The 25,716-nt window shown below is 63.6% G+C and carries 24 protein-coding genes and 1 tRNA gene; 10 read left to right on the top strand and 15 right to left on the bottom strand.

Features of this window, described 5'->3' with window-relative positions; genetic code table 11:
- Positions 1-14: 14 nt before the first annotated feature.
- From putA to NKF27_RS13445, 3 genes are all read right to left on the bottom strand, one after another.
- The gene (gene putA / locus NKF27_RS13455) at positions 15-3,206 is read right to left on the bottom strand and encodes a bifunctional proline dehydrogenase/L-glutamate gamma-semialdehyde dehydrogenase PutA (RefSeq protein WP_253552337.1); all 3,192 of its coding nucleotides are present in this window, start codon (positions 3,204-3,206) and stop codon (positions 15-17) included.
- Positions 3,207-3,386: 180 nt separating this feature from the next.
- Complete coding sequence (locus NKF27_RS13450) at positions 3,387-4,211, bottom strand: AraC family transcriptional regulator (RefSeq protein ID WP_108450175.1); 825 nt, start codon at positions 4,209-4,211, stop codon at positions 3,387-3,389.
- 68 nt (positions 4,212-4,279) lie between these two features.
- Positions 4,280-4,651 (bottom strand): hypothetical protein, encoded by a 372-nt coding sequence (locus tag NKF27_RS13445; RefSeq protein WP_045994420.1) that lies wholly within the window; start codon positions 4,649-4,651, stop codon positions 4,280-4,282.
- Between the two features lie 385 nt (positions 4,652-5,036).
- On the opposite strand from NKF27_RS13445, the gene NKF27_RS13440 reads away from it, so the two are divergent.
- The gene (locus NKF27_RS13440; RefSeq protein ID WP_253552335.1) at positions 5,037-5,960 is read left to right on the top strand and encodes a YeeE/YedE thiosulfate transporter family protein; all 924 of its coding nucleotides are present in this window, start codon (positions 5,037-5,039) and stop codon (positions 5,958-5,960) included.
- 92 nt (positions 5,961-6,052) lie between these two features.
- On the opposite strand, the gene NKF27_RS13435 is transcribed toward NKF27_RS13440, so the two are convergent.
- The 6 genes from NKF27_RS13435 to NKF27_RS13410 all read right to left on the bottom strand — a co-directional run bounded on the left by NKF27_RS13435 (position 6,053) and on the right by NKF27_RS13410 (position 10,319).
- Positions 6,053-6,460 (bottom strand): DUF1090 domain-containing protein, encoded by a 408-nt coding sequence (locus tag NKF27_RS13435; RefSeq protein ID WP_253552333.1) that lies wholly within the window; start codon positions 6,458-6,460, stop codon positions 6,053-6,055.
- A gap of 383 nt (positions 6,461-6,843) precedes the next feature.
- A tRNA-Gly gene (locus NKF27_RS13430) sits at positions 6,844-6,917 on the bottom strand.
- Positions 6,918-7,081: 164 nt separating this feature from the next.
- Complete coding sequence (locus NKF27_RS13425) at positions 7,082-8,335, bottom strand: methyl-accepting chemotaxis protein (RefSeq protein ID WP_253552332.1); 1,254 nt, start codon at positions 8,333-8,335, stop codon at positions 7,082-7,084.
- 354 nt (positions 8,336-8,689) lie between these two features.
- Positions 8,690-9,034, bottom strand: coding sequence for an AzlD domain-containing protein (locus NKF27_RS13420; RefSeq protein ID WP_045994407.1), 345 nt, complete (start codon positions 9,032-9,034; stop codon positions 8,690-8,692).
- A complete protein-coding gene (locus NKF27_RS13415; RefSeq protein ID WP_253552330.1) occupies positions 9,031-9,756 on the bottom strand; it encodes an AzlC family ABC transporter permease in 726 nt (241 codons plus the stop codon). Before NKF27_RS13415 ends, NKF27_RS13420 begins: the two co-directional genes overlap by 4 nt.
- Entirely contained in the window at positions 9,753-10,319 is a 567-nt protein-coding gene (locus NKF27_RS13410) for a helix-turn-helix domain-containing protein (protein WP_108448874.1), read from the bottom strand. Before NKF27_RS13410 ends, NKF27_RS13415 begins: the two co-directional genes overlap by 4 nt.
- A gap of 117 nt (positions 10,320-10,436) precedes the next feature.
- Between NKF27_RS13410 and NKF27_RS13405 the strand changes: the two genes are divergently transcribed.
- Positions 10,437-11,111, top strand: coding sequence for a metallophosphoesterase (locus NKF27_RS13405; protein WP_253552328.1), 675 nt, complete (start codon positions 10,437-10,439; stop codon positions 11,109-11,111).
- 545 nt (positions 11,112-11,656) lie between these two features.
- Here the strand turns inward: NKF27_RS13405 and NKF27_RS13400 are convergent.
- The gene (locus NKF27_RS13400) at positions 11,657-12,079 is read right to left on the bottom strand and encodes a CBS domain-containing protein (protein ID WP_045994411.1); all 423 of its coding nucleotides are present in this window, start codon (positions 12,077-12,079) and stop codon (positions 11,657-11,659) included.
- A gap of 50 nt (positions 12,080-12,129) precedes the next feature.
- Positions 12,130-13,596, bottom strand: a complete 1,467-nt coding sequence (locus NKF27_RS13395) for a dihydrolipoyl dehydrogenase (RefSeq protein ID WP_253552326.1) — start codon at positions 13,594-13,596, stop codon at positions 12,130-12,132.
- Between the two features lie 194 nt (positions 13,597-13,790).
- Here NKF27_RS13395 and NKF27_RS13390 point away from each other — a divergent pair, with 194 nt between their 5' ends.
- The 8 genes from NKF27_RS13390 (at position 13,791) to NKF27_RS13355 (ending at position 20,358) form a co-directional block, all read left to right on the top strand.
- A complete protein-coding gene (locus NKF27_RS13390; protein WP_253552324.1) occupies positions 13,791-14,417 on the top strand; it encodes a YqaE/Pmp3 family membrane protein in 627 nt (208 codons plus the stop codon).
- Positions 14,418-14,510: 93 nt separating this feature from the next.
- On the top strand, positions 14,511-15,380 hold the full coding sequence (locus NKF27_RS13385; protein ID WP_253552322.1) for a DMT family transporter: 870 nt from the start codon (positions 14,511-14,513) through the stop codon (positions 15,378-15,380).
- A 121-nt stretch (positions 15,381-15,501) separates the two neighbouring features.
- On the top strand, positions 15,502-16,383 hold the full coding sequence (locus NKF27_RS13380; protein ID WP_108132991.1) for an NAD(+) kinase: 882 nt from the start codon (positions 15,502-15,504) through the stop codon (positions 16,381-16,383).
- 13 nt (positions 16,384-16,396) lie between these two features.
- Positions 16,397-17,383, top strand: coding sequence for a metallophosphoesterase (locus NKF27_RS13375; RefSeq protein ID WP_253556481.1), 987 nt, complete (start codon positions 16,397-16,399; stop codon positions 17,381-17,383).
- 271 nt (positions 17,384-17,654) lie between these two features.
- On the top strand, positions 17,655-18,500 hold the full coding sequence (locus tag NKF27_RS13370) for a rhomboid family intramembrane serine protease (protein WP_253552320.1): 846 nt from the start codon (positions 17,655-17,657) through the stop codon (positions 18,498-18,500).
- Positions 18,501-18,509: 9 nt separating this feature from the next.
- Positions 18,510-18,806: a YeaC family protein gene (locus NKF27_RS13365; protein WP_253552319.1), complete on the top strand. Its 297-nt coding sequence runs from the start codon at positions 18,510-18,512 to the stop codon at positions 18,804-18,806.
- Between the two features lie 28 nt (positions 18,807-18,834).
- The gene (locus NKF27_RS13360; RefSeq protein ID WP_253556480.1) at positions 18,835-19,626 is read left to right on the top strand and encodes a DUF2797 domain-containing protein; all 792 of its coding nucleotides are present in this window, start codon (positions 18,835-18,837) and stop codon (positions 19,624-19,626) included.
- Between the two features lie 51 nt (positions 19,627-19,677).
- Positions 19,678-20,358 carry a glutathione S-transferase family protein gene (locus tag NKF27_RS13355; RefSeq protein WP_253552317.1) on the top strand — a complete coding sequence of 227 codons (681 nt, stop codon included), beginning with the start codon at positions 19,678-19,680 and terminating at the stop codon, positions 20,356-20,358.
- A 118-nt stretch (positions 20,359-20,476) separates the two neighbouring features.
- Here the strand turns inward: NKF27_RS13355 and NKF27_RS13350 are convergent, their stop codons facing one another.
- The 4 genes from NKF27_RS13350 to NKF27_RS13335 form a co-directional block, all read right to left on the bottom strand.
- Positions 20,477-20,935: a hypothetical protein gene (locus NKF27_RS13350; RefSeq protein ID WP_222516691.1), complete on the bottom strand. Its 459-nt coding sequence runs from the start codon at positions 20,933-20,935 to the stop codon at positions 20,477-20,479.
- A gap of 14 nt (positions 20,936-20,949) precedes the next feature.
- Positions 20,950-22,266 (bottom strand): sulfite oxidase, encoded by a 1,317-nt coding sequence (locus NKF27_RS13345; RefSeq protein WP_124803927.1) that lies wholly within the window; start codon positions 22,264-22,266, stop codon positions 20,950-20,952.
- Between the two features lie 191 nt (positions 22,267-22,457).
- Positions 22,458-23,579 carry a PA0069 family radical SAM protein gene (locus tag NKF27_RS13340; RefSeq protein ID WP_253552316.1) on the bottom strand — a complete coding sequence of 374 codons (1,122 nt, stop codon included), beginning with the start codon at positions 23,577-23,579 and terminating at the stop codon, positions 22,458-22,460.
- A gap of 191 nt (positions 23,580-23,770) precedes the next feature.
- Positions 23,771-25,339 carry an arylsulfatase gene (locus tag NKF27_RS13335; RefSeq protein ID WP_124803923.1) on the bottom strand — a complete coding sequence of 523 codons (1,569 nt, stop codon included), beginning with the start codon at positions 25,337-25,339 and terminating at the stop codon, positions 23,771-23,773.
- Positions 25,340-25,716: the final 377 nt, after the last annotated feature.

The raw sequence follows: 25,716 nt of genomic DNA, 5'->3' as shown, positions 1-25,716 counted from the left end.
GGCCAGGGCCTGACTTACTCGTCCCCTAGCGCCAGCAGCGAGGCGTTGCCGCCGAGTGCCGCCGTGTTGTTGGTCACCGTCTTCTCGGTGGCGAAACGCAACAGGTAGTTGGGGCCGCCGGCCTTGGGGCCGGTGCCGGACAGCCCCTGACCGCCGAAGGGTTGAACGCCTACGACAGCACCAATGATATTGCGATTGATGTAGACGTTGCCAACGCGCACTTTCCGCGCTATTTCATCGGCAAAGGATTCGTTGCGGCTGTGCACGCCGAAGGTCAGGCCATAACCACGCGCGTTGATCGAGGCGATCACCTTGTCGAGCTCGTTGGACTTCCAGCGCACCACGTGCAGCACCGGGCCGAACTGTTCACGCTCGAGCGCATCGATACCATCGATGGTGAAGGCCGCCGGGGCGACAAAGGTGCCTTCACTGGTGTGCTCGGGCTTTAGCGGCGTTTCGCTGATCAGACGTCCTTCACCCTTCAGCCGATCGATATGCGCCTGCAGGTTCTTGCGCGCGTCCTCGTCGATCACCGGGCCTACGTCGGTGCCGAGGTCGCGAGGGTCACCCACGTGGAGTTCGGCCATGGCGCCGTCGAGGATCTCCAGCACACGGTCGGCGACGTCGTCCTGCAGGTAGAGCACCCGCAAGGCCGAGCAGCGCTGTCCGGCGCTCTGGAAGGCCGAGTGGATGACGTCGGCGACGACCTGCTCGGGCAGGGCGGTGGAGTCGACGATCATCGCGTTCATGCCGCCGGTCTCGGCCACCAGTGTCGGCAACGGCGCATTCTCACGCTCGGCCAGGGCGCGGTTGATGATCTGGGCGGTATCGGTACCGCCGGTGAAGACCACCCCGGTGATCCGCGAATCGCCGGTCAGCACGCTGCCCACGGTGGGGCCATCGCCGGGCAGCAACTGGACCACTTCACGCGGCATGCCGGCCTGGTACAGCAGCTCGACCACCCGGTGGGCAACGATCGACGTCTGCTCGGCGGGCTTGGCCAGCACGGTATTGCCGGCCACCGCGGTGGCGACCATCTGGCCGCAGAAGATTGCCACCGGGAAGTTCCACGGGCTGATCGCGGCGAACACCCCCTTGCCGCCCATGTGCAGACGATTGGACTCGCCGGTGGGGCCGGGCAGCTCGGTGGGCTCACCGAAGATCTCCTCGGCGCGCACCGCATAGTAGCGACAGAAGTCCACCGCTTCGCGGATCTCGTCGACGCCGTCGGTCAACAGCTTGCCACCTTCACGCGAGCACAGCGCCATCAGCTCCGCCAGGTGCTCTTCCATCAGGTCGGCGAAGCGCCTCAGGATGTCGGCGCGCTCCTTGACCGGGGTGACCTCCCACGCCGGGAAGGCAGCCCAGGCCGCGTCCACCGCCCGCTCGGTCTGTTCGCGGGTGGTCCACTGCACGCTACCGACCACCTGGCGACGGTCGTAAGGACTGGTGACCTCGTGGGTCTGGGCGGGGTCCTCGGCGACCTCGAAGGCCAGCAGCGGGCGCGCCTGGTAGCGGGTATCCATGTGCTTGCCCATGGCTTCCATCAGCGGCTGGTACTGGCTGTTGATGGTCAGGTTGACGCCGCGGGAGTTGGGGCGGTGCTCGCCGTAGATGTCGCGAGGCAGCGGAATCTGGGGATTGGACAGGCTGTCGAACTGTCGCAGTGTCTCGATGGGATGGACGCACAGCGACTCCACCGGCACCTTGGGGTCCACCAGCTGGTGCACGAAGGAGGAGTTGGCACCGTTCTCGAGCAGTCGGCGAACCAGGTAGGGCAGCAGGTCCTTGTGGGCGCCCACTGGGGCGTAGATACGGCAGTAGGTGCCTTCAGGTGCACGCTTTAGCGCGGCATCGTAGAGTGCCTCGCCCATGCCGTGCAGGCGCTGGAACTCGAAGGCTCGGCTGGTGTGGTTGGCCTGCTCGAGGATGGTGGTGATGGTATGGGCGTTATGGGTGGCGAACTGCGGGAAGATGCGGCCCTTGGTGGCATCGGACAGCAGGAAGCGCGCGCAGGCCAGGTAGGCCACATCGGTGGATGCCTTGCGGGTGAACACCGGATAGCCGTCGACGCCGAGCTGCTGGGACTCCTTGATCTCGGTGTCCCAGTAGGCACCCTTGACCAGGCGCAACGGGATCTCGTCACCCTGGAAGTCGGCCAGACGATTGAGGTAGTGCAGCACCGGCAGGGCGCGCTTGGAGTAGGCCTGCACCACCAGACCGAAGTGTCCCCAGCCACGGCAGATGTCGCTCTCGTAGACGGCGCGGAAGACCTCCAGCGACAACTCCAGGCGGTCGACCTCCTCGGCGTCGATGGTCACCGCCACGTCATTGTCCCGGGCCAGCTTGGCCAGCTCCTTGACGCTGCCCACCAGCTCCTCGAGGACCTGTTCGCGGCGGCCAAACTCGTAGCGCGGGTGCAGCGCGGACAGCTTGATCGAGATCGACGGTGCCGGCGTCCTGTCGCCCAGGTTGCGGCTGGTCTTGCCGACCTGACGGATGGCGGTGGCGTAGTCGTCGAAGTAGCGGCCGGCATCGCGCCGGGTACGGGCGGCCTCGCCCAGCATGTCGTAGGAGTAGGTGTAGCCCTTGTCGAACAGCGGCTTGGAGCGCTTGAGCGCTTCGTCGATATCACGCCCCAGCACGAACTGCTTGCCCATCACCTTCATGGCTTCGACCATGGCCCGGCGAATGACCGGCTCGCCCATGCGGTTGACCATCCTGTTGATGAAGCCGCTGGGCTTACCATCCTTGGGCTTGTCCAGGCTCACCACCCGGCCGGTCATCAGAAGGCCCCAGGTGGAGGCGTTGACCATCCAGGACTCGCTCTTGCCGAGGTGGGCCTTCCAGTCGGCCGGGCCCAGTCGATCTTCGATCAGTGCATCGGCGGTGGCCTTGTCGGGGATGCGCAGCATCGCCTCGGCCAGACACATCAGCATCAAGCCTTCGTGGGTATCCAGGCTGTACTGCTGCAGCAGCTCGTCGATGGTATCGACGGCGGTGTCCATCTCGCGCACTTCGCGCACGAGAGAAGCCGTCTTGTCGGCGACGCGCTCGATGTGCTCGTCCTTGCCATCGATCAGCTTGATCAATTCACTTACGAAGGCGTTTTCTTCGACCACGTAGTGATCGCTGATGCGCGCAAAGAGTGTATCCAGATCCTGCTGCCAGGTGGAGTTGTCGAGCATATTGTTGGCGTTGAGCATGTCAGTCCCCAAATGGTGAACCGCCGCGGGCGGAGAAAGGGCTTGCCGCAAAGTCGATCGCGGACGTGCAGTCACGCAATCCGGGCATGTTGGCAAGCCTAGGTTGCATGCCTCTTCCATGCTTGCCAAATGCACCGAAGGATTTGGCAAATCCACGGGCGTTACCGACTAACCCTAGCTTTAATGTGCCGATTTGGCAGTCAGATGGTGGAGATTCGGTGACGAAATCTCGCTGACATGACGTCGGGTCTGGCTGGGGGGATGGCCATAGTGCTTGCGGTAGGCGCGGGACAGGGCGCTCTGATGGGCGAAGCCGGTGAGGGCGGCGATTTCTGACAACGGCAGGCGACTGCGCATCAGCAGCTGACGTGACGCCTCCAGGCGTCGACGCATCACGTACTGCCAGGGTGACATGCCCGTCTGGGCGCGGAAGCGTTCGGTAAAGTGGGTTTCGCTGAGGCAGGCGAAGGCCGCCAGATCGGCGACCTTGAAGCGGCGCGCCAGGTGATCGTCGATGTAGCGATCGAGCGCGCGCAGGTCGATGCGCCGGTGGTGCATCGCGCCGGTTTCATCGCCGGCCAGACGCGCATGCAATGAGCCCAGCAAGGTGGTCGCCAGGCGCTCCTGATGCAGGGCAGGGACGGGGCCCTCGAGCGCCAACTGGTTCATTTCGGCCACCACGAAACCCAGGAACTGTTTCAGAGGTGCGTCCAGGGTGAAGAAACGTGGCGCGTCGAACAGCCTGGCCAGTTCATGATGATGGCCGGTGAGCGCCAGGGCGTCATCGGGAAGGTCGAGGATCAGTTGGCGGTTGTTGCCGGTGCCGGCGTAGTAGTGGAGGTGGTTGGCGGGCACGATGCAGCCGCAGAATGCCTCGATGGTGCCGCCAAGGCCTTCGATGTCGAAGTCGGCGCGCCCGGCCAGGGCGATCACGATCTGATGGTAGTCGTGGGAGTGGTGCCGGGTCGCGGTGTCCAGGGGGATCTGCCTGATGGCGCTGCTCATCGGGGGGCTCCCGCAGGCGGTAACGAGGACGTCATCATACCCGATGGGTACAGGATTCTCACTGACTGTCAGTCCCCCCTGGGCTGCTCCCTGAGGCGGATACGAGCGGCCAGGTGGTCGCGCAGTGCACGCAGGTCTTCCTGTCCGGCGCTGTCCAGCAGGGCCTTGCCCCGGGTCACCCGGCCAAAGCGCCCGTGTTCATCGACCAGGCTGCGAGCGCGGCGTCGGACGCCGTCCAGGTACTCGTCGTGGCGAATCGGATAAAGGATGACGGCATTCCATTCATCTTCGCCAACTGTGCTGTCGAGAGCACGGTCGAACAGGTCAAGCAGGTGCTGTGGCTCGGTGCGGTATCGTGGCGTGCCGGACAGCATCAACACCGCGAGCACCGCGACGAAGACGACCAGACAGACGACGAACACGAGCAGAAACAAGGACAAGGTCATGGCACGGTAGATCGCTTGAAACGGGAAAGGACGGCTGATCGCAAGGCTCTCACATCCAGCCGCACATGTCGCGGGTCCCGATCTGCGTTGACGCTGGTGTGGTGGCAGGGGCGTTCATTGCATATTGTTACATTATGGATGGATGTGAGGCCGCACGACGTCGAGATCCTTGTCGGGGTGACGGCCTGTTCGGCCATCCGCCGCGACACCAGCTCTGACCCCCGTTCTGAACAGACAGGAATGCAGAGAGGAATGCCGAGAGTAGAGGGACATCGAGCAACAGCATGGCGTGCCGGCCAATATCGCACCATCGCCGGCCATGATCGTCAGATAGTGTTCCGTCCTTGTATTTCCGGAACCGTGTAAACGAGGAGATGTGATGGCTCTGTTGGTCTCCCTGCTGCTGGCTGTCGCGCTGGGGTGGCTCGCCCAGCGTACCGGTCTTTGCATGGTGCGTGCGGTTCAGGGGATACGCATGTGGCGGCCGGGTCTGTTGCTGACCATCGTCGGCTGCGGCGTCTGGTTCTGGCTTGCCAGCCCCCTGTTCATCCATTTCCCTCTTGGCGAGGTGCTCAGACGTCACGCGATCGGGTGGCCCTTCGCCGTCGGTGGGCTGCTGTTTGGCCTGGCCGCGGCGGTCAATCATGGCTGTTCGATCTCGACCCTTTCCGCCCTGGCGCGGGGGCAGTGGCACATGCTCGCCACCATTCTGGGCTGGGTGCTGGGTTGGTGGATGCTGTACCTGGGCGCCCCTGATATCTCCTACACCCGTCTGATGGCGACCTTCACGCCGGCCTGGTGGCTGGTACTGAGTATCGTCGCAGTCTCGCTGCTGGCGATCTGGCGGCTGTCACCGGCTCACCGCCGTATCTACGCGGGTGTCATGGTGTTCGGCGCGGTAGGCGGTCTGTTGGGCGTGCTGGAACCACTGTGGTCACCGAGCCAGTTGATTCGAGACGTCACCGAGCGGCCGCTGGCGATGGACATGGCCGTCGCCTGGCCTAGCCTCGGACGCGTCCTGATCAGCGTCGCGATCCTGGCGGGAATGCTGGTAGCGGCGCGAGCCCACTTCCGACCGGGCGAGTATCAGGGGTCCCTCGGGCGCTGGATGAAGCATCTGCTGGCCGGCATCGTGATGGGCATCGGCGCCTCGCTTGCGCTGGGTGGCAACGATCTACAGCTATTGATCGCGTTGCCGGCAGGCTCGCCGGGAGCGGTCGTCGCCCTGGCCTGCATGATCGCCGGCATCTGGATCGGGCTCGCCATCGAGGAGCGCTGGGAGCGACGCCAGGACCAAGACTAGGCGCGACCAATGGCGGTCGTCAGACTGGCGGCGCGACCAGCGCTTGACGCTCTGCGGCTGGCACTTTCCCTCGAATGGCGGCCGCGTAAGGTTCAACTGGCCGACGGCAGCAGCACCTTGAGCGCGGCGATGCGAGCGTTGAGCACCTCGATGGCGACCTCGAGAGCCTCCCGTTTACGCGTTATCTGGCCGATATCACCTTCATCGAAGGCCTCGTTCAATTCCTGCTGGCGCTGTTCCACCATCTGCTGACCCTCACGTACGCGTGACTCGGCTTGGCTGAGCACGTCTTCGCCGGTGCAGCCGCTTCGGACACCATCCAGGGCGAGTTCCAGCTCATTCACCCGTGCGGTGTCCTCGGCATGACGCGCGAAGGCGAGGTCATGCTCGAGTGCCTGCGCGCGCTGATCGCAGCTATCCCTCGCGCCATCGGCCATGGCCAGGGTGCTTAGCAGCAGCCAGACAGGCGTCAGCAGCAGGGTGTAGCGGTAAAAAGGCATACGGCGTCCCCACGACTTTATGATTGTGGCGCCAGCCTAGCGTGCGAAAACCGAGCTTGAACAGGGGCCCATCGAAGGGGGGCGTAGTCTTCAAGTATGAGGCCGGTTCGGCGATAGATGCATGAAGGGCGACATGCCGGGGCCCGCAGTACCCAGGACGCTGAACAGGCAAGGCCAAAGCACGAGACAGCGTGCAAAAATGACGCCTGATCGCAGGATGGGGGGGGAGGTCTGGAGCGCGCAGCGGGAAGGGAGCACTGTGAAAGGCAGAGCGAAGCGAAATAAAGGGCGCTGCGAAATAAAGGATGCAGCGAAATAAGGGGCGCAGCGGGTCAGCTTGCGAAGAAAGCTGCAAGCACTGTGGCCGAAAAAAGGGGAGGCCCTGGAGCGGGTGAAGGGAATCGAACCCTCGTCTTAAGCTTGGGAAGCTTCTGCTCTACCATTGAGCTACACCCGCAAGGCGTTTTTGATAGTAATCTCCGTTGGTTACGCCTTGCAAGCAAAAGGCTCGTGCGGCGTGATTTTCGTCAACCGAACGGACCTGGAGCCACGCCGCAGTCATCTGGCTTGTGGTGGCGACAATGACTGCGGTGCGGTAGTGATGCCCATCACACGCCACGATCAGAGCTTGCGAATCGCCGCCGAGACGTTGTGGGCGCCGTCCAGGATCTCGCGTATCACCAATTGCGCCTCGCCGATCCGTTGCTGGCTGAGGTCACTGCGGGTGGCCACCTCGGTGATCTTCTGGTTGGCCAGTCGAATACGTTGGTTGTTGTCGTTGAGCACCTGGGTGATCTGCTCGGCGGCGCGGGTGGAGCCCTGGGACAGTTCGCGAACCTCCTGGGCTACCACCGCAAAGCCTCGGCCATGCTCGCCGGCGCGCGCCGCTTCGACCGCCGCATTCAGCGCCAGCAGGTTGGTCTGCTGGGCGATCCGCGAGATGGAGTCGGTGATGTTGTTGATCGCTCGCGTCTGCTCCTCCAGGGCGGCCACGATGGCTTGGGTCGCCTTGATCTCGTCGGCGGCCTGGCGCGAAGACTCGACAGCCTCTTCGAGCTGGACCAGGCCATTGTCGGCGATGGTCTCGGTCTGCTCCGCGGTGACACGGGCGGACTCCACGGCACTGCGAGCGGCATCGTCGGCCTCGACAGAGCGGGTGATGTCGGTGGCGAACTTGACGACGCGTGTCACCCTGCCGGTCTCATCGATCACCGGGTTGTAGGTGGCCTCGAGCCAGACGGTGCGCCCACTGGCGGTTATGCGTCTGAAGCGTCCCTGCTTGAAGGTGTTGGCGGCCAGTTCCTGCCAGAAGTCGGGGTGATCTCGGTAGAAGGTGTCGTCGCAGAACATCCTGTGATGCCGTCCCAGGATGTCGTCGAGACGATAGCCCATCGTGGTCAGGAAGTTGCCGTTGGCACGCAGTATTTCGCCTTCCGGTGTGAATTCGATCACCGCCATGGACGCGTCGAGGGCGCTGAGCACAGCATCCTGACCGGACGCCGCAAGGCGATCGTCGGTGACGTCATTGGCAATCTTGAGAATGTAGTGAATCTTGCCTCGAGCGGAGCGCACAGGAAGGTAGGTCGCCTCCAGCCATAGCGGATTGCCATTGGCGTCGATGCGGCGAAAGGTGCCGGTTTTCGACTGGCCGTCCGCCAGACCCCGCCAGAATGCCTCGTAGGCGGGGTCCTGATGAACCTCTGGCGGGCAGAACATGCGGTGGTGCTGACCGCGTATCTGATCGAGCCGATAGCCGACGGTGGCAAGAAAGGCATCACTGGCTTCGCGGATGGTGCCGTCGGGACGAAAGACAATACAGGCGGTGTGGCTATTCAGTGCGCGATACAGGGCGCTTATTCTTCTGGCCGATACCATCAAGTTACCTCGGGAGTAGAAGGGCTGGGAGCAAGGTCGAAGCAGGTTCTTGTTTTTTCTTTTTAAAATGCCTTTTCCATCCTGGAGCTGGCACTGGAGCCGAACGAGTATCGGCCGATATCGCTCGAGCTTTAGTATCTTGCGCGCATAAATGAGGGAGAGCGCCTGGCCGCGCAGGAAAAGCCTGCGGGTCAAACGATGGAACACGGCGAGTTGGGGGCAGGAAGGCAGCGGCCCGCCACCATTCGGTGCGGGCCTGACGGAAATAGACACAGGGAAAGGAAAAGGCAAGACCGCTTGGGTTGCGGACAGCAATACCCGGTAGGCCTTTTCGGGTCAGCGTCGACTTGAGTGTCAGAGCGAACCGGCCAATACCAGCGTCAGTCCGTAGGCGGCCACGCCGGCAGCGACCGGCCAGCCCAGCGATCGCGTTCGATACCATACCGCCAGCGTCGCCAGTACTCCCACGCCAGTGGCGCTCCAGCTGGCGATGCTCGGCTGTGCTGGTACCAACGAGACGCCCAGGACCGCGGCGATCATCAAAGGCCCCAGCACCGACAGCCACTGCGGCATCGGTTCGACGCTGTCTTCCGTCTGGCGCTCGGCGAGACGACGGCGCATCCATATCAGGGGCGCCATTCGCATCAGCAGGGTGCCCAGGGTGGTCGCTACCACCGCCATCCACAGCGTAGTGGTCATGATCGACTCCTTGTGACCGGTGAACGTTTGACGATAAAGAAGCAAAGTGCGCCGCACAGAGCCGCCAGGGGGATGCCGGCATTGGCCACCCCCAGCACCGCCAGCAGGGCGCCTGCGGCGATGGTCACCAGGGTCGCCAGGCCCCAGCGGAAGCTGGACAGGCGAGGCACCACCAACACGAGAAACAGGGCAGGCAGGGCAAAGGGCATCACCTCGCCCAGCAGCGGCCAGCGTTCCACCACCCATTCTCCCCCCAGTGCACCTACGGCGGTACCGGCGATCCAGGCCAGCCAGGCCAGCAGGGCGGCGCCGGTGTACCAGCCAAGCCGAGCCGCCTCCGGCAGTTGCGGCAGACGCGTCAGCGCCAGGGCGAAGACCTGGTCGGTCAGGCCGTGCATCAGTGCAGGCCACCAGCGGCTCGTGGTCATCGAGGCGGCAAGGTTCGGGGCGTAGACCACGTGACGAACATTGATCAACAGGGTCATGGCGACCACCAGCCACAGAGGAACGCCACCTGCCACCATGCCGACGAACACGAACTGGGAGGCGCCGGCATAGATCAGGGTAGAGATGGCGACGGCTTCCCAGGCACTGAAGCCCGCCTGGACGGCTACCAGGCCAAAGGAGATGGCGATGGGGATGTAGCCGCCGAGCAGCGGGATCGCCTCGCGGACGCCGGTCACCCAGGGGCTGGCACTCAAAGGAGTCGTCGTGGTGGTCATCGAGAGGTTTCCGGTGGGTGGTAGACGATGGTCAGGGTGGCGGAAGTGGCCTGGTTGTCGGACGCGTAGAGGTGTGGACGATCCGCCGCGAAGGTGACGCTCTGGCCGGGACCCAGAGTTTGGCTCTCGTGCTCGGGGCCGGTGGTCAACCGGCCGGAGATCACCGTGACGGTCTCGTGCACGCCGGCGGGGTGGGCTTCGCTGAGCCGATAGACGTCAGGGTCCAGGCGCATCCAGTAGACGTCGACGGCCGGTTGGCTATCGCCCTGATCGATCAACTGGACCTGCACGCCCTGGTCATCCAGCGCCGTGGTCACGGGCTTTATCAGGGTGCCGAAAGGCACCTCGAGGCAGCTCGCCAGGCGCCACAGGGTGTCCAGGGTAGGGTTGCCGTTGCCCTGTTCCAGCCGAGACAGATTCGACTTGGCGACGCCGGCGTCGCTGGCCAGGCGGGATAGCGACCAGCCACGCAATTGGCGCAGATGCTGAAGATGCCGGCCGAGCGCTTCGGCATGCAGCGTGTCGTCGCTTGAGAAGCTAGCTTGGGAGAAAGGCTCGATCATGAGGTCACTGTTCGGTTGAGCTGTTGTTCCATTTATCGAACGTTCTGTAAAAGGAACATAGGACGAATGTTGCGATGGCGTCAAGCCTGAGCTCGCACTGGGGGCAGGAGAAGATTCATGCGCTGTATACGTCATGGACCAAACCGAATAGGGCGTGATTACGTCGTCGGTGACGTGCACGGCCAGTACGCCCAGTTGATGGAAGCGCTGGAGAGGGTCGACTTCGATGTCGCCCGGGACCGGCTGTTCTGCGTCGGTGATCTGGTCGACAGGGGAGAGGCATCGCTCGCCTGTCTGGCGCTGGCGCTCGAGCCCTGGTGCTTTGCGGTGATGGGTAATCACGAACAGATGGCGATCACCGCCCTGGCCGAAGGCGGAGGAATGGCCTGGGATCTGTGGCAGCGCAATGGCGGCAACTGGGTCTTTCTCGATGGCGTCGAGGAGGCCCGTAGCACCATGAGCGCCGCCCGTCCGCATCTTCCGCTGGCTCGGGAAGTCGTCGCGGGACAGCGTCGCCTGGGCGTGGTGCACGCCGATCCACCCGACGACTGGGGTCAGATCGAGCAGGCCCCGGCCGAGCACCTGCTGTGGTCGCGGCGTAGATTCCGACGTGACAGCGGCGGCAGCCTGGACTCGACCCGCGTCGAGGGCGTCGATGCGGTGGTGGTGGGGCACACCATCGTCGAGGCACCGCTGTGGCTTGGCAATGTTCTGCATCTGGATACCGGTGCCTGTGCCGGCGGGCGCCTCACCCTGGCCGCTGTCGACGACATCCTTGATGCCATTACCTGAACGACCTGGCCGGCGGTGCCCGTTGATGGCCGCCGAGTAGTGGCAGCGTCGAGCTCTTGCCACAGAGCTTGGAACCGACGCAGAACGCTGTGGTCCGTAGGGCGCTTCTCTCACCGCTGTGCACCGTCGGGCCCAGGAGAGGAAAAAAAAATTTCGATGAAAGGAGAACTTTTCTGGTGACGACTGTCATATGTGGTACAGACAGCATGCGCGATGGCAGTCGTTAGCAGTGTTGATCTGGTTTGCTAAATCGATCGTTGCGCCTCATGGCTTCCATGGGGCGTTTTTTTTTGCTTTGGCGAAGGTGCTCTCCCTCTCTCTTACCTGTGAGCCCGGGGCATATCAGGCATGCTCCATGAACGCCCTTACGGTTTGCACAAGCGCCAGGGGCATCTGGAGGATCGGGGAGGCCGATGCAAGGCGGTGGTGCCAGGCGATGGAGCCAGGCAGTGGTGTCAGCGTTGGCGCTAGCGACAGCACGCACACCGCCGGCATCGTGATGCCGGCGGTGTGCGTCTACAGAAGGCGTTACGCAACAGGAGGGGTCAGGCGCTGCGTTGATGGCGTCGCATGGTGAGCACGGCGGTAAGCACGTCGCGGCGGGTGACGATACCCACCAGTCGGCCCTGTTCGGTGACGGGATACACCTTGGGTTTTGCTCCCAGCATTTCCTGGGCCAGATCGACGATGCTCTTGGTGGGAGACACCGACAGCACTTCGTTACGCATCATTTCATGGACCAGCGGTGCCTCGTGATCCAGATAGAGGCTCTCGATCACCTTGCCCAGCACGTCCTGCTCGGAGATGAAGCCGATCAGGTGATCGCCGTTGTCCACCACCGGGGCCCCTGGCAATCGGTGCAGAGCGAGACCTTCCGCCAGGGTGGAAATGGAGGTCTTGCCGCTGACGCGGTAGCAGTCCTTGGACATGATGTCCCGGACGATCGATGGAGGTGCCTTGTGTGGCATAACCGCTCTCCTTTGAAGCGGCCCGGCGCCATGCGTCGGGCCCTTGACCGTCAAGCGCCTGGACCGCACTCCAGGCAGCGTTCGGTGATCGCCGGACCCCTGCGCAGATTCACGTTGAGGTCCCTCAGTGCTGTTCTCAGGCCTTCTTCGACCACCGGGTGGTAGAAGGGCATTTCCAGCAGGCGATCCACGGTCAATCGTTGGTCGATGGACCAGGCCAACAGGTGGCCCAGGTGTTCCGCCCTTGGGCCGAACATTTCCGCGCCGAGAAGAATTCCCGAGCCGTGCTCAGCGTAAAGCCTCAGCATGCCTCGGTTCTGCCGCATCACCGTGGACCGTCCCTGGTCCTCGAACGAGACCTCGCCGATGGCCACGTTGGTCAGTTGTTCATCCCGGCGCTTGAGTTCAGCGTAGTCTACTCCAGCGCTTGCCATCTGCGGATCGGTAAACACCACCGCCAACGGAGTACGCCTGCGACCGGCGCGAATATCCGGGTAGCGTCCGGCGTTTTCGCCTGCGATGCGTCCCTCGTCGGACGCCTCGTGCAGCAGGGGAAGATCCTGGTTGGCATCACCGGCGATAAAGATCGGTGCGGGCGAACCGTCATCGAAGCGACACTGCATGGTCAGCCGGTCGAACACCGGCACACCGCGGTCGTTGAGTTCCAGCCCGGTCTTCGGCAGGTCCAGCTTGTCCACGTTGGGCCGACGTCCGGTGGCCGCCAGCAGGTAGTCGAAGCGCTCGGTCTTCTCGGTGTTGCTGTCGCGACAGTGGAAGGTCACCACCACCTGATCGCCGTCCCGGTCGACCTTCTTGACGGTGGCGTCGGGGTCCAGCGGAAACCCTGTGTTGAACTCCTTGTCGGCGAGCGCCTTGAGATCGGGGTCGCCGAGAGGACCGATGGCGCCGCCGACGCCGAACATGCGCACTCGCACGCCCAGGTGGTGCAGCGCCTGACCGAGTTCGAGGCCGATGACGCCGGGCCCGAATACCACCACCGACTCGGGCAGGTCATCCCATTCGAACAGGTCGTCGTTGATGATCAGGCGATCCCCGGCGGCATTGAGAAAGTCGGGCCAGGAGGGGCGGGAGCCGGTGGCGATGACGATGCGCTTGGCCTTGATACGCGTGTGGTCGCCCACCACCAGGGTGTTGGCGTCTTCGAAGCGAGCGGCACCGACGATGCGGTCGTCTTCCTCGATGCGGGCCATCGAACTCAGTACGCTGCCGACGAAACGATCCCGCTCCCGCTGGAGGCGTTCCATGACTGCGGGGCCGTCGACGCTGACGCCGCTGACCTTGACCCCGAAGCCCTCGGAGTCCCGTGCCTGCTGGGCCACGTCGGCGGCGGAAATCAGCAGCTTGGACGGCATGCAGCCGACCCGTGCGCAGGTGGTGCCGTAGGCGCCGGATTCGATCAGCACCAGCTTGTCGGTATGTTGTCGCGCCGCGTGCCAGGCACCAAGGCCGGCGCTTCCTGCTCCGATAATGGCGATCTCGACCTGTCTTTCCTGCATGATGTCTCTCCTGGGAGCTGAACATGGCGCTGTGGGGAACCCGTGGGGGTGACCTCTATCAAAACAGTAGGACAGTTGAGGCGGGTTTCTCTATCAATCAGGCGTTGCTGTTACATCAAAGCCTGTATTGGCACACTGAAATGGGCCATCGGAGATACCGGTGGCGTCATTCGACCCTGGAGGTAAGTTCTCTGATGGACGCGCGAGAGTATCTGGCCCGCAAGGGGCTCGACGGTGAGCGAGACAAGGAAAGGCCCAACACCCTCGAGGAAAAGGCCTGGGACCGAGCGCGGGAGTCCCACGACCATCGTCCCAGGGCCGGGACACCCCATGACTGGGAAGACTGGGAGCGTTACCACGATGTCCTGGCCGAAGGCGCGGAAAGCCTGGAGCAGAAGATTGACGCCGAGGCCCATCGCCAGGCCCAGCAGCAGGCACAGCGTGACGCGCAGCCGCAGCGTACGCAGGATGGGGCGATGGATAGCCCTTCAAATAGCCCTTCAAATACCCCGGCAAATAGCCCGGCGGTGGAGCACTTCACCCCACCGCCTGTGCCCGAACAGAAGGAAGGCACCGATGCGCATGCGTCCAGAACCAGTGACGAGCCCATGACATCCTCGCCCCAGGTGGCGTCGGCGTTGATGGCGTCGCCAGCGGCCCGGCTCGCCTTGATGGTGCTGGTGCTGCTAATGCCCCCGCTGGCGGTGGCGGTAGCCGAAGGTGGTTCGCGCCGGATCGCGATTGCGTTCCTGCTGACCCTGCTGGGCTGGCTGCCTGGGGTGGCGTACGGGGCCTGGTGGCTGAAGCAGGTCAATCACTGAGGCGAGCAGGGCTCAGCGGGCGTGGCAAGCGTTGGGCCAGCGAGGGTGTTCGCGTATACTGCCGTAAACCTTTTTGACTGATGGGAGTTTACGGTGGGCTATCTGGTGGTGGTCACCGCCCTGTGGGCGTTCTCGTTTTCGCTGATTGGCGTCTATCTGGCCGGTCAGGTGGACAGCTATTTTGCGGTGATGATGCGGGTGGGGCTGGCGGCGCTGGTGTTCCTGCCGTTGTTGAAGCCCGGTCTGCTCGATCTGCGCCATAAGCTTGCGCTGATGGCGCTTGGTGCCGTCCAGCTCGGCATCATGTACATCTTCTTCTACCAGTCCTTCGTGCTCTTGTCGGTGCCGGAGGTGCTGCTGTTCACCATCTTCACGCCGCTGTACATCACCATTCTGGATGACCTGGCGTTTGGTCGTTTCACGCCCTTCCATCTGGTCACCGCTGGGCTTGCGGTGATCGGTGCGGCGGTCATTCGCTACAAGGGCGTCAACGACGACTTCTGGCTGGGATTCCTGGTGGTACAGGGGGCCAACCTCTGTTTCGCCATGGGACAGGTCGGCTATCGGCGCCTGTCGGTGGCGCTGCCGCCCTCGCTGCCTCGCCACCATGTGTTTGCCTGGTTCTACCTGGGCGCGGCGTGCATCGCGCTGCCGGCCTTCGCGCTGTTGGGCAGCACCTCTGGGCTGCCGACGACGCCCTTGCAGTGGGGGGTACTGTTGTGGCTGGGGCTGGCCGCCTCGGGGCTCGGCTACTTCCTGTGGAACCTGGGCGCCGTGCGGGTGGATGCCGGGGCCCTGGCGATCATGAACAACATGCTGATCCCTGCCGGCCTTGCGGTGAATCTGGTGATCTGGAACCGTGAGGCTGATCTGGTGCGTCTGGCCATGGGAGGCGCCATCATCGCCGGCTCGCTATGGCTCAACGCCTGGTGGCAGCGGCGGCGCCAGACCGCGCCGGTCTAATTTATCGTCAGTCTGGGCCATCGTCGATCTGGGCCATGCGTTGGCCTGAGGCGCCGGGCGCGGTTTGCTCCGCCAGGCCCCCCTCGCCATAATGAGCGGTCGCCAAGGGAAGGATGCGTGGATGCAATCGTTCAAGAACATCGGACTGATCGGGCGCCTGGGCAGCGCCAAGGTGGTCGAGACCCTCAAGCGGCTGATTCGTTTTCTGGATGACGCCGGCTACCACGTGATCGTGGAAGACCGTACCGCCTCGGCGTTGCTCGAACGTGGCCACGCCGAGGCCAGTCGCCGCATGCTCGGGGAACTGTGTGATCTGGTGATCGTGGTCGGGGGCGACGGCAGCCTGCTGGGAGCGGCCCGCACCCTGTGTCGTAGCGGAACCCTGGTGCTGGGGGTCAATCGCGGACGGCTCGGCTTCTTGACCGATATCTCGCCGGATGAGCTCGAGGCCCGTGTCGGTGAGGTGCTGGCAGGACAGTACGAGGTCGAACAGCGGTTTCTGCTCGACGCCGAGCTCTACCGCGGGGACTCTCTGGTGGGCAGCGGCGATGCCCTCAATGAAGTGGTACTGCACCCGGGCAAGGCGGTGCGGATGATCGAGTTCGAACTGTTCATCGATGGCCAGTTCGTCTACAGCCAGCGCAGCGATGGCCTGATCATCGCCACGCCGACCGGTTCCACCGCCTACGCCATGTCCGGCGGTGGTCCCATCATGCATCCCAAGCTCGATGTGGTGACGCTGGTGCCGATGTTCCCGCATACCCTGTCGAGCCGGCCCATCGTGATCGACGCTGGCTGCGAGATCCGCTGTCATATCGGTGAGACCAACCAGACCTACCCCCACATCAGCTGTGACGGCCAGACCCGTGCCGTGGCCAAGCCCGATGATGTTCTGGTGATCCGGCGCAAGCCCCAGAACGTTCAACTGGTGCACCCTCTGGGTCACAACTTCTACGACGTCCTGCGCAGCAAGCTGGGCTGGAGCAACAGGCTGGGAGATTGACGTGAGCAGGCGACTGGACGGCTACGACCTGATCGGTGACGTTCATGGCTGCGGCGCCACCCTGGCGGCGCTGCTGGAACGGCTGGGATATCACCTGCGCGGCGGTGTCTATCGTCACCCCCAGCGCAAGGTGATCTTCCTCGGGGACCTGATCGACCGTGGCCCGCGTATCCGCCTGGCGGTCTCCATCGCCAGGCGTATGGTGGAAGAGGGCGAGGCCTATATCGTGCTGGGCAACCACGAGATCAATGCCCTGACGTACACCCAGAAGGCCCCGCCTGATCACGGCAGGGAATGGCTGCGCCCCCATACCCCGCGCCACAATCGCATCATTCGCGAAACCCTCGAGCAGTACCATGACCACCCCCAGGAGTGGGATGATGCCCTGGCGTGGTTTCGTCAGATTCCCCTGTGTCTCGAGATCGACGGCATCCGGGTGGTCCACGCCTGCTGGGACGACCGCCTGATCGAATCCTTCAGGCAGCTCCGGCCCGACGGCTGTCTGGACCACGACTTCCTGCTCCAGGCCTCGAGCCCGGGTACCGAAGAGTCGAGGATCCTCGAGCGCCTGACCCGCGGCGGTTCCATCGACCTGCCCGGGGACACGGTCATCCATTCCGGAGACGGTTTCACTCGACGAAGCTTTCGGACCCACTTCTGGGCACGAGACCCTCGCACCTGGGGTGACGTGGTGTTCCAGCCGGACAATCTACCGGGAGACCTCGAGGACCGGCCGTTGAGCGACAGCGAGCGGGCCAGCCTCAGCTACTATGGCCCCGACCAGCCCCCGTTGTTCATCGGCCACTATTGGTGCGAAGGCGTCCCGGCCTTACCGGCCCCGAATATTGCCTGTCTCGACTACAGCGCGGTGAAGTTCGGTCGACTGGTGGCCTATCGCTACAGCTTTGAATCCCGCCTCGACGCCAACCACTTTGTATGGGTGCCGGTGCCCAGGGATGTGCGTGCGAGGCCCTTGCCCCGAGAGATCGTCTTCGATTGATACAAAACGTTACATTAAAGTCGAGCACCCGACTGAACCCTTTATCAAAAGCGGCGTCTGAGTAGGTGTTCCCTTGAATGATCCCTTGCTCTTGTCCGGCGGCCCCCTCCGCCGGACTTTTTCTGTGTGGATGAAAAAGACATCCTGCCATGCCCGGCTTGCCGTCGGGCCTTTCGCCCATCTGCGCCGCGTGTGACCGCTGCCCCTACCGGCCAACGTCATTTCAGGCCATCATCTCTGGGCCGCTACCCTTTTTCGCGCTGGAGACGCCATGTTCCGGGTCATGCTGATCCCCCACGATATCGATACTCGCGAGCTGCGACAGGCGCTCTGGTCGCACCGCATCGGACACCGTATCACCGACGAGGACGACGGCCAGGTACTGTGGCTGATGGACCCGAAACAACAGGACGCTCTGGCCGAGGTGATCACTCGCTGGCAGCGGGGGGAGGCGATACCCGCGCCCAGCGCCTCGAAGCCGAGACCGGCACGTCACTGGTGGCCGCTGCTGCGCCAGCATCCGGTCACCTTGTCGGTGCTCGGGCTGTGTCTTCTGGTGTTTGGTGCCATCGCTGTGTGGGGAGACATGGTGCTGGCGTGGCTGGCGATCGTGCCTGTGGGCATCCGTGGCGGGGCGCTGGCCGTCGGCAGTATCCCCGATGCGCTGGCGGCGGGGCAGGTATGGCGCCCGCTGTCGCCGATCTTTCTGCATTTCGGCTGGATGCACCTGATCTTCAACATGATGTGGTTGTGGTATTTCGGCCGTCAGGTGGAGACCCTGCATGGCCCATTGCGCATGCTGACGCTGGTGGTGGTGGCAGGGCTTGCCGGAAACCTGGCCCAGTACGCCACCGGCACGGTGCTGTTCGGTGGCATGTCGGGCGTCGACTTTGCGTTGCTTGGCTACGTCTGGCTGATGTCCCGGCGGGCGCCGTCCAGTGGCTTCTTCGTGCCACAGATGCTGGTGCTGTTCATGCTCGGCTGGATGGTCTTCACCATGACCGACATTGCCGGACTGGTGGGTTTTGGCAATGTGGCCAACGAGGCGCATCTGGGCGGTCTGCTCGTGGGGCTGGTGCTGGGCTGGTATCATTCCCGCAAATCACGTCTTCACTAGAGCGATGCCATGAGCGACATGACCTTCGAGCGAATGATTTCCCAGATGACGCCGTCGATCTACCAGAGCCTCAGGCAGGCGGTGTCGCTGCGCAAGTGGCCGGATGGCCGAATGCTGACGGCCGAACAGATCGAGCTGTGCATGGAAGCCGTGATGCGCTACGAGCACGACAACAATGTGCCCGAGGAGAGCCGCATCGGCTACCTCGAGCAACGCACCTGCGGCGCTGGGCCCGGCGGGCCATCGAGCAGTGCCGGGGTTTCCGAAGACATGGCGGGGCTCGCCCGGGATGCCAGTCGTGACTGAAGTACTTGCCCACGGATGTCTGTCCAAGATGGGGGTCGAACCCGACTCCCCCGCGCGCTACACCCTCAAGGCCGGCGAGAACCGTCTGCCGCTCAACGACTACCTGGGCCGCACCCTGCGACTCGAGTGGAGCGGGGCGATCGCCTGCACGCACTGTGGACGTGCGACCAGGAAGAGCTTCGGGCAAGGCCACTGCTATCCCTGCTTCAAGCGCCTGGCCCAGTGCGATAGCTGCATCATGAAGCCCGAGCTGTGCCACTTCTTCGAGGGTACCTGCCGCGAGCCTGAGTGGGGCGAGCGGTTCTGCTTCCAGCCCCACGTCGTCTACCTGTCCAACGCTTCCGGGCTCAAGGTCGGGATCACCCGCAATACCCAGATGCCGACGCGCTGGCTCGACCAGGGCGCGATCCAGGCGTTGCCGATCCTCGAGGTGGACAGTCGTCAGCAGTCTGGTTTCGTCGAGGTGCTGTTCAAGAACGAGGTGTCGGATCGCACCAATTGGCGAGCGATGCTCAAGGGCCAGGTCGAGGAGCTGGATCTGGCCGCAGAGCGCGACCGTCTGCTGAAGAAGCTGTCGGCGGGGCTGGGCGATCTGCGCGAGCGCTTCGGCGCCGATGCCATCCGTCCTCTGGACGGCAGCCCACGACGCTTCGACTACCCGGTGCTTGAGTACCCCACCAAGGTCACGTCTCACAACCTCGACAAGAATCCGCGGGTCGAGGGCACGCTGATGGGGATCAAGGGCCAGTACCTGATCTTCGATACCGGCGTGATCAATCTTCGCAAGTACACCGGCTACGAGATGTCGCTGGCGGCTTGAATCCCGTCACCGGCAGCGACAGGCGCTGTCGGCAACCCAGGGAGAGCGGTCATGTACGTGCTGCATATCGCCAATCGACAGACGTCGTCGTGGTCGCTGAGGGCCTGGCTCACCTTGCGCCAGCTCGAGATTCCCTTCGAGCTGGCCTTTCACCCCTTCGATGAGCAGGGCAACAGTCACGCCGACTTTCGTCGGTTTTCGCCCTCGGGGCGAGTGCCCTGCCTGCATCATGACCAACGGGTGGTGTGGGACTCGCTGGCCATCATCGAATACCTGGCCGAGCGTCATTCCGAGATCTGGCCTGAGCATGTGGACGCCAGGTGCTGGGCCAGAAGTGCCTGTGCCGAGATGCATTCAGGTTTCGGCGCGCTCAGGCAGCAGTGTCCGATGCACTGCGCGCTGCGCGTACGCTTGAACGAAAAGACGCCCGAGCTGCTGGATGACCTGCATCGGCTGGACGAACTGTTAGAAGACGGCTTGACGCGCTTTGGTGGACCTTACCTGTGCGGCGAGCAGTTTACCGCCGCAGACGCCTTTTTCGCCCCCATCGCCTTCAGGATGCGAACCTACGACCTGCCCATGGGTGGCCCGTCTCGCGACTACCTCGAGCGACTCCTCGCGTTGCCCGCCATGCGCCAATGGCAAAGCGAGGCGGTTTGCGAGCCGTTCCGTGAGTTGCCTCTCGAGGCGCAGATCCTCGCCAGCGGCACTGTGCTCAAGGACTTGCGCTGAAGGATCTGCGCTGAAGGATCTGTGTTAGGGCATCTGACTATCTGTCAGAGCATACGATGCCCGATTCCGCTGTCGCAGAACCGGGCCGATCAGCCGCCTTTCGACCGCGCCCGTTGTTTCAACCTTCTGCGCTGGTCTCGCTGGCCTGTGGTGCCGGCGGCATCAGATGCTTGGGCAGGTTCTGCCGCCTGGCATCGGTCCTCGGGCCGTAGTGGGTCGACAGGTAGTCGAGAATGGTGGCTTCCATTTCGGGATTGAACTGCCACAGGCCCTGAGTCTCCTGCATCCAGTCGATCAGGTAGGCCCAGTGCTCGCGTGACCCCCTGTTCTGGGTGACCAGGGCGGCGGAGTGGCAGACGGTGCAGTTGCCCTTGACCGTCTGCCAGCCCTCGGCCATCACGAACCCGCTGTCCGGATCGGTCTCGAGGGGGGCATCTGTGGCTTGCCCAGAGGCCTCGCCTGTCGATTGAGCCAGGCCAAAGGGGCTGAACAGCACCGCGCCGAGCAGCAGGCCAGTCATCAAGAGCGGGCGGGTCGACGACCATGCCCTATGCCTTCTGGTAGTACGAATTCCCATGCCAGTCTCCTCCCTCAGCCGACCTGAACCGCGATGCGGTGACAGGCGTTGTTGAGGTAGCCCTTGGGGTTCCAGCCGGGCACCACCATGGGCTGGGACTGGCCGTTTTCGTCCACCGCCCGGGCCCACACCTCGTAATAGCCTGGCTCGGGGAACTCGACCTGGGTGGTAAAGCGCTGCCAGGCGAGGCGATTGGGTGCGTCGTTGAGGCTGGCCTTCTGCCAGGTGGCACCGAAGTCGATGGAGGTGTGCACCTCGGATACCGACAGATCCCCCGCCCAGGCGTGGCCGCGCACCTCCATCGGCTGGCCCTGGGCGTGCTCGATCCCTGATCGCGGGTAGGTGATCAGGGACTTCACCGGCATCGACTGGATGGTGACGAAGTCTTCCTTGGCCACCTCAGTGCCCGGTGCCACCGGGTTCGCCGGCACGCTGTAGGAGGGAGGCGCCATCTTGGCTCCATCGTGCTTCTGGTTGCGCACGACGATCTGCTTGAGCCACTTGCCCGATACCGAACCCGGCCAGCCGCCGCACACCAGGCGCAGCGGGTAGCCGTTCTGGTAGGGAATGTCCTCGCCGTTCATCGCCCAGGCGATCAGCGACTCGTCCTCCAGGGCCTTTTCCATCGGCACACCGCGAGAGATCGCTTCCTTGTCGGCGGCGCCGCTGGCATGGCGATCGGCGCCGTAGTAACCGATATAGACGGCGTCGTCGGCGATGCCACAGGCCTCCAGCACATCGCGAAGTCGTACCCCGGTAAAGGTCGGGCAGGCCACCGCACCGGTGGTCCACTGGTTGCCGCTGGCGGCGGGGACGTACTCGCTGCGACCATTGCCGCCGCACTCTACCTGAAGCTGGTAGGTGTGCTCGGAGAAGCGCTCCTTCAGCTCGGCGATGGTGAAGGTGGTGGGGTTCTGGCACGACTCGCCGGTGATTTCCAGCGTCCAGGTGGCGGGATCGATCTCGGCTCGCTCCGGGGGCAGGCCGTTGTTGCGCACGAACATGTAGCGCGCCGGGGTAATGTCATCGTCGAGCAGATGGGCCGGTGTCTCGGCGTTGATCGGACGGTCGTTGAGGACCCTCAGCCCCTCCTTGCCCTCGATTTCGAAGGCTTCGTCGCTCTGGGCCAGGGCTGCGGGTATCAGGCCTCCCGGCATGAAGCGTGCGAAGGGAATGCTGGCGCCGAGTACCGCGCTCATGGCCAGCAGGCTGGAGCCGGTGAGAAATCCACGACGGCTGACGGGATCCACCTGCCGCCCCCACAGCTTGCGATCGGCGTCCACGGGATCCTTGGCGTAGAGGGCGTGCAGGCCCTTGGTCTGGCGGCGCATGCAGAACTCCTTATATTTTAATTGTAGGTCGTTATTCCAGAGGATCCTTGTAGCGTAGGTGGTGGCACCGGCGGCAGCCAGGGACAGTTGGAAGGCGGCAATGGGACCAGCGCTGGCGCATAGCGGCCTGGAGGCGGTGGCGTCTCGCGAGGCTTTATCCGAAACGTCGACGAGCGAAGGTTAGACAAGCCTCAGAATAGTGTTCCCTGACGGTGGGGCGCCCTGAAGCTCTCGGTATCAAGCTCACTATCAGTATCAAGGCCGCTATCAAGGCCACTATCACTACGTCGTGACAGGCCCAGGCGACGGCAGGCCTTGCGGAAGCGTTGGTCGAGCAGTTCGGCGAAGACGCCCTGGCCGCGCATGCGGTGGCCGAAGCGACTGTCGTAGTCCTGGCCGTTGCGACACTGGCGAATCAGGCTCATGACCTTGCCGGCGCGCTCAGGATAGTGGGCCTCGAGCCAGGCCTCGAACAGCGGCGCGACCTCGCGTGGCAGGCGCAGCAGCATCCAGCCGGCGGTGCTGGCGCCGGCGTCCCTGGCGGCCTGGAGCAGGCGCTCCAGTTCATGGTCGGTAAGCCCGGGAATCACCGGCGAGACCAGGGTGCCCACCGGTACACCGGCATCGGCAAGTTCGCCGATGATCCGAAGTCGGGCCCGGGGTGAGGCGGTGCGTGGCTCCAGTTGACGCTTGAGTTCGGTGTCCAGGCTGGTGAGGCTGACCATCACCCGCACCAGGCGGCGGCTTGCCAGTTCACTCAACAGGTCCTTGTCGCGCAGGATCAGCGCGCTCTTGGTCACCAGGGTGACCGGATGACGCCACTGCAGCAGCCGTTCGAGCAGTGCCCTGGTAGTTCGGTGTTCGGCCTCGATGGGCTGGTAGGCGTCGGTGTTGCCGGACAGGTTGATCGGACGGCAGACGTAGCCGGGCTTGCACAATTCCTCGGTGAGGCGTTCCACCAGGCCGGTGCGGGCGATCAGGCGGGTCTCGAAGTCGAGACCGGGTGACAAGTCCCAGTAAGCATGACTGGGCCGCGCGTAGCAGTAGATGCAGCCATGTTCGCAGCCACGGTAGGGGTTGATCGAGCGATCGAAGGGCAGGTCTGGCGAGCGGTTCCACGACAGCGCGCTCTTGGCGCGCTCGGTGGCGGTGACGGTGGCGATGCGATCAGGCGTTGCCTCTTGCCACCAGCCGTCGTCCACCTGTTCGCTGCGTGAGGGAGCAAAACGATTGGCGGGATCATAGGTCGCGCCGCGGCCCTTCAAGGGGCTCGTAGCGCTTCTTTGCTGGCCGTCGTCATGATAGTGATCCATGCCGGCAAGGCTAGCCGAATACTGTCTATATATCCAGTTGCGTGATGTCTCGGACGAACGCGGAGCGGAGCTAGGGGCTGAATAAGGAGATAAACGGGGGCTGAACGAGGGTTGAGCAAGGAGCTGAACGGGGAGCACAACGGCAAGAGGCCGCCCAAGGGCGGCCTCCTGTCGACTTGCCGGGGGAAGCGTTATTGCTTCGGCGTGAAGGAGCCGGCTTCCTGACGCTGGGGGTATTCCTCGAAGGTGGCCATGAAGTCCGCCACGATCTTGCCTACAGGGGAGAAGGCATACATGCGGCGCAGCTGCCAGTCGTCGTAGTAGGAAGAGTCTTCCGGGGCCATCTCGAACGGATCGGCACGCAGGTCGATCAGAAGCGGTGCCTTGAGCTGCGTCTGCTGACGGCGCCACGCATCCATGCCCTCGTGCTCCTGGATGCTGAAGTGTGCCTTGTACTGGCCGAAGCGCACGGCACCCAGGGAACCATCATCGACGAAGGCGAAGAAGGTGTCGCGCGGCCACTCGCCGGCGTCCTCTGCGCCAGTCAGGTGGGGCAGCACGTTATAGCCATCGATGTGCACGTTGAATTCCTTGTCACCGGCGGTGTAGCCGTCAAGCAGCTGCTCCTTGATGTCCGGCTCGCCAGCGGCGGCGATCAGGGTCGGGAACATGTCCTCAAGCGAAAGGATCTCGTTGGACACCTGGCCCGGTTCGATCTGCCCCGGCCACCTCATCATGAACGGCACCCGAATGCCGCCTTCCCAGGTGGTGGCCTTCTCGCCACGGAAGGGCGAGGTGCCGCCATCCGGCCAGGTGAACTTCTCGGCGCCGTTGTCGGTGGTATAGATGACGATGGTGTTCTCGTCGGCACCCAGCTCTTCGAGCTTGTCGAGCAGTTGGCCTACCAGAGCGTCGTGCTCGGTCATGCCATCGGCGTAGACGCCAAGCCCGGTGCGGCCTTCACTCTCTTCCTTGAGGTGGGTGAAGATGTGCATGCGGGTGGTGTTGTACCACACGAACCAGGGGGTGTCGGAAGATTCCTGGCGCTCGATGAAGTCCTCGGCGGCGGTCAGGAATTCCTCGTCGATGGTCTCCATACGCTGTTTTGTCAGCGGGCCGGTGTCCTCGATCTGGCCATCCGCGGAAGAGCGAATGACACCACGGGGGCCGAACTGTTCACGGAAGCCAGGATCGGTGGGGTAGTCGGCGTTCTCCGGCTCTTCCTCGGCGTTCAGGTGGTAGAGGTTGCCGAAGAATTCGTCGAAGCCGTGGTTGGTCGGCAGGTACTCGTCGCGATCGCCGAGGTGGTTCTTGCCGAACTGGCCGGTAGCGTAGCCCATCGGCTTGAGGATCTCGGCGATGGTCGGGTCTTCCGGCTGCAGGCCGAGCGGATCGCCGGGCATGCCGATCTTGAGAAGACCGGTACGCTTGGGTGACTGCCCGGTGATGAAGGCCGCGCGCCCAGCGGTGCAGCTCTGCTGGCCATAGGCGTCGGTGAAGCGGATGCCTTCTTCGGCGATGCTGTCGATGTTGGGCGTGGTGTAACCCATCATGCCGCTGTTGTAGGCGCTGGTGTTAAACCAGCCGATGTCATCGCCCATGATGACCAGGATGTTGGGCTTGTCTGATGACGCCTCGGAGGAGGTTTCTTCTTCGGTAGCGGACGCTGGCTGAATGCTGGCTGCCAGGCCGACCGCAGCAATCGATGCCGCCACGATGCCCTTCCAGGGCGAAGGTATTGCCGACGAATACACTTTCATGATCGTTCCCTTAAATTAAATGATGTCATTGACATGGCATTGATACAGCGGAGTGATGTGTTGGCCTGCTCTCCTTGCTGGTCGACGTACGGCTTGCTGGTCAGGTCCTGACAGCCGGCGCGTGAAGGCCGGCGGTATCGTTGTATTTCCTCCGATCCCCGCCCGCTGGGCTGGAACCAGGGGGAGGGAAGGCTGAGTCTGCTGGCTCAGCTAAAAGTGTGCCTTGATGGGCATGCAAGACAGCATAGTAAACGATCATTGCTTGTGCATGACCAACTTCCTCGAGCCTGCCCAAAGGGCGGTCTCATTTGCTTTGCCATCGTCGACTCGACCGTCAGGGTGCCAGTGACCTCGCCCTCTGTGTCGTTGGTCATCGC

This window comes from Halomonas sp. DN3 (assembly GCF_024137905.1).
In the GTDB taxonomy this organism is placed as follows: domain Bacteria; phylum Pseudomonadota; class Gammaproteobacteria; order Pseudomonadales; family Halomonadaceae; genus Halomonas; species Halomonas litopenaei.
The sequence above is the reverse complement of the archived record's forward strand: the minus strand, read 5'-3'. Positions and strand labels throughout refer to the sequence as shown.

What these genes read in the sequence shown, in the direction of transcription:
- putA (WP_253552337.1), bottom strand. Translation starts at nt 3,206, where the DNA reads ATGCTCAACGCCAACAATATGCTCGACAACTCCACCTGGCAGCAGGAT.
- NKF27_RS13450 (WP_108450175.1), bottom strand. Translation starts at nt 4,211, where the DNA reads ATGAGCAGCGCCATCAGGCAGATCCCCCTGGACACCGCGACCCGGCAC.
- NKF27_RS13440 (WP_253552335.1), top strand. Translation starts at nt 5,037, where the DNA reads ATGGCTCTGTTGGTCTCCCTGCTGCTGGCTGTCGCGCTGGGGTGGCTC.
- NKF27_RS13435 (WP_253552333.1), bottom strand. Translation starts at nt 6,460, where the DNA reads ATGCCTTTTTACCGCTACACCCTGCTGCTGACGCCTGTCTGGCTGCTG.
- NKF27_RS13425 (WP_253552332.1), bottom strand. Translation starts at nt 8,335, where the DNA reads ATGGTATCGGCCAGAAGAATAAGCGCCCTGTATCGCGCACTGAATAGC.
- NKF27_RS13420 (WP_045994407.1), bottom strand. Translation starts at nt 9,034, where the DNA reads ATGACCACTACGCTGTGGATGGCGGTGGTAGCGACCACCCTGGGCACC.
- NKF27_RS13415 (WP_253552330.1), bottom strand. Translation starts at nt 9,756, where the DNA reads ATGACCACCACGACGACTCCTTTGAGTGCCAGCCCCTGGGTGACCGGC.
- NKF27_RS13410 (WP_108448874.1), bottom strand. Translation starts at nt 10,319, where the DNA reads ATGATCGAGCCTTTCTCCCAAGCTAGCTTCTCAAGCGACGACACGCTG.
- NKF27_RS13405 (WP_253552328.1), top strand. Translation starts at nt 10,437, where the DNA reads ATGCGCTGTATACGTCATGGACCAAACCGAATAGGGCGTGATTACGTC.
- NKF27_RS13400 (WP_045994411.1), bottom strand. Translation starts at nt 12,079, where the DNA reads ATGCCACACAAGGCACCTCCATCGATCGTCCGGGACATCATGTCCAAG.
- NKF27_RS13395 (WP_253552326.1), bottom strand. Translation starts at nt 13,596, where the DNA reads ATGCAGGAAAGACAGGTCGAGATCGCCATTATCGGAGCAGGAAGCGCC.
- NKF27_RS13390 (WP_253552324.1), top strand. Translation starts at nt 13,791, where the DNA reads ATGGACGCGCGAGAGTATCTGGCCCGCAAGGGGCTCGACGGTGAGCGA.
- NKF27_RS13380 (WP_108132991.1), top strand. Translation starts at nt 15,502, where the DNA reads ATGCAATCGTTCAAGAACATCGGACTGATCGGGCGCCTGGGCAGCGCC.
- NKF27_RS13370 (WP_253552320.1), top strand. Translation starts at nt 17,655, where the DNA reads ATGTTCCGGGTCATGCTGATCCCCCACGATATCGATACTCGCGAGCTG.
- NKF27_RS13365 (WP_253552319.1), top strand. Translation starts at nt 18,510, where the DNA reads ATGAGCGACATGACCTTCGAGCGAATGATTTCCCAGATGACGCCGTCG.
- NKF27_RS13360 (WP_253556480.1), top strand. Translation starts at nt 18,835, where the DNA reads ATGGGGGTCGAACCCGACTCCCCCGCGCGCTACACCCTCAAGGCCGGC.
- NKF27_RS13355 (WP_253552317.1), top strand. Translation starts at nt 19,678, where the DNA reads ATGTACGTGCTGCATATCGCCAATCGACAGACGTCGTCGTGGTCGCTG.
- NKF27_RS13350 (WP_222516691.1), bottom strand. Translation starts at nt 20,935, where the DNA reads ATGGGAATTCGTACTACCAGAAGGCATAGGGCATGGTCGTCGACCCGC.
- NKF27_RS13345 (WP_124803927.1), bottom strand. Translation starts at nt 22,266, where the DNA reads ATGCGCCGCCAGACCAAGGGCCTGCACGCCCTCTACGCCAAGGATCCC.
- NKF27_RS13340 (WP_253552316.1), bottom strand. Translation starts at nt 23,579, where the DNA reads ATGGATCACTATCATGACGACGGCCAGCAAAGAAGCGCTACGAGCCCC.
- NKF27_RS13335 (WP_124803923.1), bottom strand. Translation starts at nt 25,339, where the DNA reads ATGAAAGTGTATTCGTCGGCAATACCTTCGCCCTGGAAGGGCATCGTG.